Origin of the sequence: Proteiniclasticum aestuarii (genome assembly GCF_017368455.1) — a bacterium.
GTDB classification, from domain to species: Bacteria; Bacillota; Clostridia; order Clostridiales; family Clostridiaceae; genus Proteiniclasticum; species Proteiniclasticum aestuarii.
Window position 1 is genome coordinate 1 of record NZ_JAFNJU010000021.1, and the last position, 11,060, is coordinate 11,060.

Annotated in this window: 7 protein-coding genes, 1 tRNA gene and 1 other annotated feature; of the genes, 7 read left to right on the top strand and 1 reads right to left on the bottom strand. The window is 47.6% G+C overall.

Annotated elements, in window-relative coordinates; genetic code table 11:
* Positions 1 to 356 precede the first annotated feature (356 nt).
* From J3A84_RS15075 to J3A84_RS15095, 5 genes are all read left to right on the top strand, one after another.
* A tRNA-Asn gene (locus tag J3A84_RS15075) sits at positions 357 to 431 on the top strand.
* A gap of 13 nt (positions 432 to 444) precedes the next feature.
* Positions 445 to 611, top strand: a binding site (T-box leader).
* Positions 612 to 655: 44 nt separating this feature from the next.
* Complete coding sequence (locus tag J3A84_RS15080; protein WP_207600882.1) at positions 656 to 2,047, top strand: glycine--tRNA ligase; 1,392 nt, start codon at positions 656 to 658, stop codon at positions 2,045 to 2,047.
* A 129-nt stretch (positions 2,048 to 2,176) separates the two neighbouring features.
* Positions 2,177 to 2,863 (top strand): YesL family protein, encoded by a 687-nt coding sequence (locus J3A84_RS15085; protein WP_207600883.1) that lies wholly within the window; start codon positions 2,177 to 2,179, stop codon positions 2,861 to 2,863.
* A gap of 11 nt (positions 2,864 to 2,874) precedes the next feature.
* A complete protein-coding gene (gene murD / locus J3A84_RS15090; RefSeq protein WP_207600884.1) occupies positions 2,875 to 4,245 on the top strand; it encodes a UDP-N-acetylmuramoyl-L-alanine--D-glutamate ligase in 1,371 nt (456 codons plus the stop codon).
* Positions 4,246 to 4,376: 131 nt separating this feature from the next.
* Complete coding sequence (locus J3A84_RS15095; RefSeq protein WP_207600885.1) at positions 4,377 to 5,480, top strand: 6-phosphofructokinase; 1,104 nt, start codon at positions 4,377 to 4,379, stop codon at positions 5,478 to 5,480.
* A 178-nt stretch (positions 5,481 to 5,658) separates the two neighbouring features.
* Here J3A84_RS15095 and J3A84_RS15100 read toward each other — a convergent pair whose 3' ends face one another.
* The gene (locus J3A84_RS15100; RefSeq protein ID WP_207600886.1) at positions 5,659 to 6,531 is read right to left on the bottom strand and encodes a DUF1295 domain-containing protein; all 873 of its coding nucleotides are present in this window, start codon (positions 6,529 to 6,531) and stop codon (positions 5,659 to 5,661) included.
* A gap of 397 nt (positions 6,532 to 6,928) precedes the next feature.
* Between J3A84_RS15100 and J3A84_RS15105 the strand changes: the two genes are divergently transcribed.
* Together J3A84_RS15105 and J3A84_RS15110 are read left to right on the top strand one after the other, a co-directional pair.
* Positions 6,929 to 8,098 carry a M20 metallopeptidase family protein gene (locus J3A84_RS15105; RefSeq protein WP_207600887.1) on the top strand — a complete coding sequence of 390 codons (1,170 nt, stop codon included), beginning with the start codon at positions 6,929 to 6,931 and terminating at the stop codon, positions 8,096 to 8,098.
* A 28-nt stretch (positions 8,099 to 8,126) separates the two neighbouring features.
* On the top strand, positions 8,127 to 10,607 hold the full coding sequence (locus J3A84_RS15110; protein ID WP_342590978.1) for an ATP-binding cassette domain-containing protein: 2,481 nt from the start codon (positions 8,127 to 8,129) through the stop codon (positions 10,605 to 10,607).
* Positions 10,608 to 11,060: the final 453 nt, after the last annotated feature.

The following is an 11,060-nucleotide window of genomic DNA, read 5'->3' on the forward strand; positions in this document are numbered from 1 at the left end:
ACCAGAGAAACAGCCTTAAATCAAACAAAAAGTACAAGAATCAACTCCCAAACCGGAAGTTACTCTTGCACTTTTAGCTCTTCTCTTACTCAGTAAATCAAACGGAACTTACTTTTGAATTTAACCAAGACACTTCTGAAGGAGAGTGAACAGAACGTCGGAGGGTGGAAAAAGATCAGTATCAGAGAAGCCAGAAGAAGTCCATATGGATTAAAGCTCAGATGCTATGGGCATCGAAGACTGGGTCCCTCGATGCTGAGCGGTGCAGAAGAAATTAAGCGGCAGATTCCAATATTTTTTCAAAATAGGCCTTGCATTTCTCTATATCCTTGGTATAATAGTCTTTGTAATGACGTTCCGCGATAGCTCAATGGTGGAGCACTCGGCTGTTAACCGATAGGTTGGAGGTTCGAGTCCTCTTCGCGGAGCCATTTTTTTTATTTAATATTTGCGTTGAGAAAGAGGAGTAATCCCTTCTGAACTTGTAGAGAGTATCCGGCGGGTGAAAGGATATAGTCAGGAAGGATGAAGGGCGCTTTGGAGCAATCATGTTGTAAGAGCAGGGCTTATGCCAAGAAGGGTGGAACCGCGGATTTATTTCCGTCCCTTCATGGTGTATGCTCTTTTTGTTTATACTAGAAAAAATCGGAGGATGATGATAATGGAAAAGACCATGGACAAAATTGTCGCTTTAAGTAAAGGGAGAGGATTTGTGTATCCAGGCTCAGATATCTACGGCGGACTGGCGAATTCCTGGGATTACGGCCCTCTGGGCGTTGAACTTAAAAATAATCTGAAGCAGGCCTGGTGGAAGAGATTCATTCAGGAGAGTCCCTACAATGTAGGACTGGATTCCTCCATACTGATGAATCCGGAAGTGTGGGTGGCTTCAGGTCACGTAGGCGGCTTCTCAGATCCTCTCATGGACTGCAGGGAGTGCAAGGCGAGATTCAGAGCGGACAAGCTGGTGGAGGACCACATGACCGAGCAGGGCGCAGAGTATGCATCTGCAGATGGACTGAGCGAAGAAGAGCTCAAAAACTACATCGATGAGAACGGCATCGAGTGCCCGAAATGCGGAAAGAAGAACTTCACGGAGATCAGAAAGTTCAACCTGATGTTCAAGACATTTCTTGGCATCACAGATGATTCCAAGACGGAAATCTATCTGAGACCGGAAACAGCTCAGGGAATTTTCGTGAATTTCAGGAACATCCAGAGAACCTCCAGAAAGAAAGTGCCTTTTGGTATCGGACAGATCGGAAAGTCCTTCCGTAATGAGATCACACCTGGTAACTTCATATTCAGAACGAGAGAATTCGAGCAGATGGAGCTGGAGTTCTTCTGTAAGCCGGGAACGGACCTGGAATGGTTCGAGTACTGGAAGAAATACTGCTGGAGCTTCCTCACGGATCTTGGACTGACAGAAGAGAACTTGAGAATGAGAGATCATTCCGAAGAGGAGCTATCCTTCTACAGTGTGGGAACTGCGGACATCGAGTACAGATTCCCATTCGGCTGGGGAGAACTGTGGGGCATCGCGGACAGAACGGATTACGATCTCAAGCAGCATGCAGAGCATGCCAAGGCGGATATGAATTATCTGGATCCTGTAACCAACGAAAAGTACATCCCATACTGCATCGAGCCATCCGTGGGTGTGGACAGAATGTTCCTGTCCTTCCTGTCCGATGCCTATGAGGAAGAGGAACTGGAAAACGGTGATGTGAGAACGGTGCTGAAGTTCCATCCTGCCATTGCGCCAGTGAAGGCGGCGATTCTTCCTCTGTCGAAGAAACTTTCCGATAAGGCGCAGGAAGTCTACGAGCAGCTGGCGAAGCACTTCAATGTGGAATATGACGATGCGGGAAGTATCGGTAAGAGATACAGAAGACAGGATGAAATCGGAACACCTTACTGTATCACCATAGACTTTGACACACTGGAAGACCAGAGTGTCACTGTGAGAGACCGTGACACCATGGAGCAGATCCGGTTATCCGTATTTGACCTGGTGGATTACGTGAAGAAGAATCTGGAATTTTAGATGAGAGCAGGATGGAGCAGAAGATGTCTCCATCCTTCTTTTTCGGATGAAAAGAGACCATAAATCATTTGGTGATTTGGCGGAAAGAAGTTAGAATGAGTATAGGAATAGTTCTATGTTGGAGGAAAAATGAAAGACAATAACAGAAACAGGAAAACAAACGAACAGCTGGCTATGAATTCCGTGAAGAAGGCAGTGGATGGGGTCTATGATCTCATCATGGCCAATGCCCTCTTCATGATGTTCAATCTTCATATCCTGCTGTTTCTTCTCTTCTACAATCCCGCGAACATCGTCCTGTATTATCTGTACATGGCGCTGCTGAGCCTGAATCTTCTCCCTTCCTACTCAGCGCTTGTTTATGCGGTGAGCAGAAAGAGAGAAGGAGGGAAGGGGATTTTCAGCGATTTCGTGAAAGGTTACAGGAAGCATTTTAAAAGTAGCTTTATCATAGGGCTTTTAGGTGCTGTACTGATTACCTTCACCATGTATAATGCCCTGTTCTTCTTCATCAGTGAAATGGAAGTGATTTTTGCTGTCCTGCAGTTTCAGGTGTTCTTCCTTCTCATTGCTGTAATGGCCACGGTACCGGTGATGATTTATGAAGAAGGGGCCCTTAGAGAAGTGTTATCCAAGACCTTCAAAAGATTTTTCAAGCTGATGCTCACCGCCACTGCAGCGGTTCTGATACTTCTTCTCACTGTGTACCTTGGCCGCATCGTCATCGTGACGCTGATCTTCGGGTTTGCGCTGGCGGCCATAGCCCAGAAGACGCTGTATTTGAGGCTGCTCGGGCAGCCTGATAAAAAGAAATAAGGATGGATTTTATGAGTAAAGATTTTAATGAATTCAAACAGGAAGTCAAGGGGAAACGAGTCGGTGTGGTTGGCCTGGGTGTCAGCAACATCCCGCTCATGGAGTTTCTTCTTTCCCTCGGTGCGGAGGTGGTCGGCTATGACAAGCGGAACCTGGATGCGCTTTCCGGTGAAGTCCACGATTTCAAGGACCGCGTACGGCTTCATCTGGGAGAGGATTATCTGGATCATCTCACGGGGCTTCATATGATTTTCAAGACACCGGGCATGCGCTTTGATCACCCGGCTCTTGTGAAGGCCATGGAGGAAGGGGCGAGAATCACTTCTGAAATGGAGGAGTTTCTGAAATACTGCAGGGCGAAAACCATCGGCATCACCGGCAGTGACGGGAAGACCACCACCACCACCGTGGTGGGGGAAATCCTCAGGAAAGCGGGCTACAAGGTCTTTGTCGGCGGGAACATCGGTACACCGCTCTTCACGCAGGTGGAGAGCATAAGAGCGCAGGATATGGTGGTATTGGAACTGTCGAGCTTTCAGCTCATGACCATGACCACCTCTCCTGAAATCGCCATTGTGACCAATCTTTCTCCGAATCATCTGGATGTGCACAAAGACATGGAGGAATACATCGAAGCGAAGAAGAACATCTTCCGGTATCAGAAGGCATCGGATCTTCTGATTCTCAATGAGGACAATGAGATCACGAAATCCTTCGCTCCTCTTGCCAAGGGGAAGGTGGAATTCTTCTCTTCGAAAAATGAAAATGAAGATGCCTACTTCAAAGATGGAAGTCTGTATCTCAGAGATGAACGCATCGTGGATCTCTCCGAAATGAAAGTCAAAGGCATCCACAATGCGGAGAATTTTCTGGCGGCTTTTCTGGCGGTGGAGGACTTCGTGGTGAAACCCATCATGAGAGAAACGGCGCTGACCTTTCCCGGGGTGAAGCATCGCTGCCAGTTCATCAGAGAGCATAAGGGTGTGAAGTACTACAACGATTCCATCGCATCCAGTCCCACAAGGACCCTGGCAAGTCTGCGATCCTTTGATCGAAAGGTCAATGTCATTCTCGGCGGATATGACAAGCAGCTTGATTTTGCTCCCTTGGCGGAAGAGGGCTACAAGTACATCAGAAATGCGGTTCTGGTGGGTGCAACGAAATACAAGATCCAGGAGGCCTTCAGAAAGGCGGAGAATAAAACAGGAAAATATGTGCCTCTTCACATGGCGGAAAGCTTCGAAGATGCCGTGAAGATCCTGAAATCTCTCAGCAAGGAGGGCGATGCCGCCATCCTTTCACCTGCCTGTGCGAGCTTTGATCTGTTCAGAAACTTCGAGGAACGTGGGGACAGATTCGTGAAACTTGTGAATGAATTCTGAATATCTGTGGAACAATGAGGTTTTTTTAAGGGTTCCAATTGTATCATTGTGAACTTTGGGGTAAAATTTACTAGAAACACAAACAAAAGAAATCGGGTATAAAGTGGCTTTTAAAGCTATAGGAGGGTAAAATGAACAACAAAAGCAACATCAAAAGAATCGGGATCATGACTGGTGGCGGAGACTGTCCTGGGCTGAACCCCGTCATCAGAGCGGTGACAAAGATGGCAACAAAGGAATACGGCTGGGAAGTCATCGGGATCAGAAACGGGTATAAGGGTCTCTATGAAAACGACTGGGTGAAGCTTGAGGGAGATATCACATCGGGCCTTCTTCATAAGGGTGGTACCATCCTTTACAGCTCCAACAAAGACAATCTGTTCCATTACCTGGTAGAGGAAAACGGAGAAATGGTGTATAAGGATGTTTCCGATGTGGGTGTCGAGAACATCAGAAACCTGGGCATTGACGTCATGTTCATCGTGGGCGGTGACGGTACGCTGACTTCCGCCAGAGACTTTGCGAGAAAAGGGGTTAACGTCGTGGCCATTCCAAAGACCATCGACAATGACCTGGCTTCCACCGACCGTACCTTCGGTTTTTCCACAGCGGTCAACGTGGCAACAGAAGCACTGGACCGTCTGCATACTACAGCGCAGTCCCATCACAGAATCATGGTTCTTGAAGTCATGGGAAGATACGCAGGCTGGATTGCACTTCATGCGGGCATCGCCGGTGGTGCGGATGTAATCCTTCTTCCTGAGATTCCTTATGATATCCATAAGGTGGCAGAGAAGATTGAAGAAAGAAAGAAACATGGAAAGAACTTCTCCATCGTAGTCGTAGGAGAAGGTGCAAAACCTCTGGACGGGGAAGTCGTCGTAAGAGATGTGATTGAAGATTCACCAGATCCGATCAGACTGGGTGGTATCGGCATCAAGGTTGCACACGATCTGGAAAAGCTATGCGGAAATGAGACAAGAGCCACCATTCTTGGTCATCTGCAGAGAGGCGGAAGTCCCTCCTCATCAGACAGAATCCTTTCCACCAGATATGGTGTGGCAGCAGTGAAGCTGGCAGCAGAAGGGAAATTCGGAAACATGGTTACTCTCAAGGGCAGCCACATGTCCTATGACTCTCTGGAGAATGTCATCGGACAGAAATCAAAGAACGTGAATCCCAATGGAGAACTGGTTGAAACAGCAAGATCCATCGGAATCTCCTTCGGAGACTAACAGAAATTTACAAAGAACCATGCTTTCGAGCATGGTTCTTTGCACGTAGTGAGGGCTTCCTGTCATCATTTGAAAAATCCGGAATTTAAAAAGCTCGACTGTTCTCTGTCCCTAGAAGGGCGAGGAATCAGTCGAGCTTTTCTTTAAGGTATTATTTTATTCAGCTTTTTTTCTAATATTACTTTGCCCAAGGAAAAATCATGGGGACGCGCTTTTTATAGTCTTCCCAGCCATCGTATTTCTCCATGTTTTTCTCCAGCATTGGGGTTGAGATCTTAATCAGGACTGTACTCATGATCACTGGAGATAAGAGGAGGACGAGATAATAAAGGACCGGAATGTCACCATTAAACAGCATCGACAAACCGGCGATATAGAGCCCGACCCAGATCATGATCTCACCGAAATAGTTCGGGTGACGCGTGACGGACCATAGACCGGACTGGAGTAACGTACGTGTGCCTTTTTGAATATGCTGACGCAGCTGCTCATCTCCGACGACTTCAAAGAATAAGCCGGTGAAGGAAATGAAGAGGCCGATGTAGACAACCCACTGGCTTACACCGGTAAAGTCAAAGGCGTTGAATTTAATGATCGCATAACCGGCCGAACCGACGACAAAGTTGATGATTCCCTGCACCATGAACACGCGGAAGAAAGCAATCAGGACAACATTGTCCCCCCATTCCTCGCGCCACTGACGATAGCGAAAGTCTTCCGGTTTGCCGTGATTCCGTCTGAACAGGCGAATGCTTAGCCGTAGTCCCCAGAACGTGATGAAGCCTACGACAAGATAGGATAAGACTGTGGGCTCACTTGTGGTGAAAAGCGTGACCCAGCTGCCGATCACAAAGCCCATGCCCCATCCGATATCAACAATGGAGTTGTTTTTGATCGCCGTCGCGATGAAGAAAATCACAGTGAAATAGACAAATGTGACAATCATAGGCAGAATGAGCCCGTCTGATCCCCAACGTGTAAAACCGAGGGTCGAGATTGCCAGGGTTATGATAAATAATAGCGGGTAAATAATAAGACGCTTCTTGTCCATATAAATCGCTCCTTTTTTTTGAAAATTCCTAATTCCAGTATAGCATTTTTCCTGTAAAATATCTGAATAATAGGGAGGGAGATACATAAAAAGCATAGGAGCTACACAGTACGTAGTAAAAAAGAATGGAAAACATAAATAGTCGGAAAGGATAAAGACATGCTGCATTCATTGCTTATTTTTTGAGGGAGGAAGGCTTTCTGTAGTGAAGTCAGTCCATTTCACTTGCTTTCCAATCCGCAAGAGAGAACCTGCACTGCAGCATAAGGGGGAGAGGGTTTTATCCGTGATGCTGCAGTGCTGATGCGTTGGGGTATTATGGACTTCCATAGGAAATACGGGATTCAGGTGGTAAAATGAAAGTAGATTACAAAGTGAAGTGAAAGGAGAATTTTCTATGCAAAATGAAGTAATGAGAAAAGCTGTTGAGATTGAAGACTATGTGCTGTCCTTCAGAAGAGACCTTCATGCCCATCCTGAGCTCAGCGGGGAAGAGGTGGAAACCCAGAAGAAGATCATAAGAGAACTGGAGAAACTGGGTATTCCCTATAGAAAAGCGGGGTCGACTTCCATCATCGCCACTTTGACTGGCGGCAGGAAGGGAAAGACCGTGGCGCTGCGAGGAGATATAGATGCGTTGCCCATCGTGGAAGAGGCGGATGTTCCCTTCAGATCCATAATGGAAGGGAAAATGCACGCCTGCGGACATGATGCCCACGCAGCCATGCTGCTGGGGGCTGCACGGATTCTGTCTGAAATGAAGGAGGAGCTTACTGGAGAGGTCCGGTTTTTCTTTCAGGAAGGAGAAGAGACGTTCACCGGAGCGAAGAAGATCATAGAAGCGGGAGGGATGGATGGTGTGGATGCCTGTTTTGGCATGCATGGCATGCCAAGTCTGCCCACAGGGCAGGTGGACATCACCCCAGGCTATCGCATGGCTGGTTGCGACACCATCTATGTGAAGCTGGAAGGCGTATCAGGGCACAGCTCCATGCCCCATCTGGCCAGAGACACCATTCATCCTGCCTGTGTTTTCGTCACAGGACTCCAGGACATCATCACCAAGAATCTGAATGCCCAGGATCCGGTGGTGCTTTCCGTAGGTAAATTTATGGGTGGAACCAAAGCCAACATCATTTCAAAATACACGGAGCTTGAAATATCCATGAGATACTTCAGTCCCGAGGCCAGAAAGAGAGTGCATGAAGGAATCAGAAGGCATGCGAAGGCCATCGGGGAGGCCTATGAGGTGAAGGTGGACGTGGAGATCGAGGAAAGTGCATTAAGTCTCTACAATGAGGAAGAGGTGACGAAGATCGCATCTGAAAGTGCTGAAAAAGTGTTCGGTAAACAGAACATCATCACCACGCCAAGACTCATGGGCTCCGAAGACATGCCATTCTATTTCCAGTATACCAAGGGCGTCTACGCCTTTCTCGGATACAGGAACGAGGAGAAGGAAGCCATCTATTTCCCCCATCATGAGAAATTCAAGATCGATGAGGACTACATGAAGTATGGAGTAGCGCTTCATGTTCAGTTTGCGCTGGATTTTCTCAGGTCGTGATAGGAAATGGAACAAAGGAGGGGAAGAAGTGGAAGAGAGCAATCTGTCTTCAGCATTTATCTATGTAAGTCATGCCACGGAAGGAAATCTGAAGGACATTTCTCTGAAGATACCGAAAAACAGACTGGTGGTACTCACCGGTCTTTCGGGGTCGGGAAAATCCACTCTGGCTGTGGACACCATCTATCAGGAGTGCCAGCGGCAGTATCTGGAAGCCATCGGATACCAGGGGATTCCGAAACCGAAGGTACAGTCCATTCGCAATCTCTCCCCGGCCATCAAAATCACACAGAGTGAGTACGGAAGAAATCCCAGATCTTCTGTGGGTACCGTGACCAACATCTATACGGAGCTGCGCATGATCTATGAAAAGCTCCATGAAAGAATCTGCCCTTCCTGTCAGAAGAAGATCCGTGCATCCCTTTGCAGAGAAGAAACGGAGAAAGTGGAAGGGGATTTCAAAGTCTACATGTTCTGCAGTCACTGCGGATATCGGATGGAAAAGCTTACAAGAAGTCACTTTTCCTTCAACACCAGAGAAGGAGCCTGCAAGGCCTGCCATGGTCTGGGGGAAGTCATGAAGATTGATCTTGAGCGCGTCATAAATGAAGACCTTTCGCTAGAAGAAGGAGCGGTGGCCTACTGGGATCATGCCTATAAGGACTATTCCATCGGCACGGTCAATGCCGCTTTCAGGCATTATGGCCTGAAGCAGTCGGACCACCGCCTCGTGAAAGACTTCAGCGAAGGAGAAAGAATTCTTCTGTTATATGGTGCGGAAAGTGAAGAGGCGGAGAGTTTCTTCAAAGGTGTGAAAGTACCGAAGAAGGTGGCGGATGGGAAATTTGAAGGTGTTCTTACGACGCTGTGGAGAAGACTCCATGAAAAAGGGGGCATCACTGCCCAGCTGGAGCCCTATTTCAGAACTGGTCCCTGCGACAAGTGTCATGGTGACAAGCTGGAAGAGCTGCCTAGAAGCGCTCTTGTGGAAGGCAGACCCATCACGGAGCTGTCGGGATTGTCCCTTGCTGAACTCCTCCTGTGGGTGGAGGATATTGAAAAGAATCTGGAGATGGATGAAAAGGCCATGGTGGAGGTCTACCTGCAGGATATGAAGACAAAGCTCAAAAGACTCATTCGGGGAGGAATCGGGTATTTGTCTCTGAACCGCCAGACCATGACGCTCTCCGCTGGGGAAGCGCAGCGTATGAAGCTTGCGGCCACATTGGATTCCACACTCACAGGAATCATCTACATCATGGATGAACCTACGGTGGGTCTTCACCCCAAGGATACGGCAGGGATCATGAAGATTCTAAAAGAACTTAGAGACCTCGGGAATACGGTCCTTGTCATCGAGCATGATCCTGAGGTGATGAAAGAAGCGGACCATGTCATAGATATGGGGCCTGGTGGAGGAAGCTTCGGTGGAGAAGTCATTTTCGAAGGGACCTACGAAGAAATTCTGAAGGATCCTGACTCTGTCACCGGAACCTATCTCAGCAGGGAGAAGAGGATCAGAAGCCATCCTAGGATGAGGCTGCAGGGGTTCATAGAAGTGAGAAACGCGGACCGGTTCAATCTCCGATCCATTGATGTGGATATTCCGAAAGGATGCATGACATCCGTGACGGGCGTTTCCGGTTCAGGGAAATCCACTCTGGTTATGGAAGTTCTTGCCGGGGCTGATGCGAAAGAACGTGCGGGAAGAAATATTGTAAAAGGAACGGATGACTTTGATGAGATCATCACCGTGGAGCAGTCCGCTGTATCCAGAATGAAGAGATCCAATGTGGCCACCTATTCGGGACTATACAGTGAAATCAGAAAGGTCTTCGGAAGCCTGAAAGAAGCGAAGGCGCTGGATCTTACTGCGAAGGACTTCTCCTTCAATACAAAGGGAGGACGATGTGAGCGGTGTGAGGGTCTTGGCTACGTGACCAGTAACATGCTGTTCTTTGAAGATGTGGATGTGGTCTGTCCTGAATGCGGAGGGAAGCAGTTCAATGAGGAAGTGCTTTCCGTGAAGTATAAAGAACATTCCATCCATGAGGTTCTGCAGCTGTCTGTTTTCGAGGCACAGGATCTGTTTATGGAGAAGAGGAACATGACAAAGATCCTGAAGCTTCTTATGGATGTGGGACTTTCCTATCTGCAGCTGGGGCAGACGCTAAGAACCCTATCGGGCGGAGAGGCACAAAGGATGAAGCTTGCCAAGGATCTCATCCAGAGTGAAGGGAAGAGGAATCTCTATCTCATCGATGAACCCACCACGGGGCTTCATCCCATAGATGTGGAGAAATTCCTCGTTCTCCTGAACAAGATGGTGGATGCGGGAAATACAGTGGTAGTTGTGGAACATAACCAGCAGATCATTGAAGCTTCTGACTGGGTCATCGATCTGGGACCGGAAGGTGGAATCCATGGGGGAGAAGTCATTGCGGAAGGGACGCCCCTCGATGTGATGAGAAATCCGGCATCTGTTACAGGAATGTATCTGTTTCACTGATGATTTTAGGAAGAAACCGGTGGGCGGTAAATTAATTTTTATCCACCGGTTTCTGATTTTCTGATTGATTATCAACAGATAACTGATTTTCCCCTGTGGATAAAACCCCTGAGAACGCCTTTTCTGTGGAAAAAACTTCATTTTTCCGTTGCACTGATTTTGACCCTGTGGTATTATATTTAAGTCAGCGATTCAAGCGGTCCTTCATTGACAGAACCTGCTTGAAAATGATAAGATATAAGAGCTCGCCTAGTGGGAGCGATTACATCAGAGTTCTTTGAAAATTAAACAGAATATAGGTAAAAAACCAAAGTACCTTTTCGAGTAATCGAGAAAACATCTTCGAGCAATTAGAAGATGAGCAGCCGGGTGACCGGATGCAAAAACACTTCCATCACGGAAGTGGAATTCAAGCAATTGAATTCAAAGCTAGTGTAATGAATAGCTAGTTCA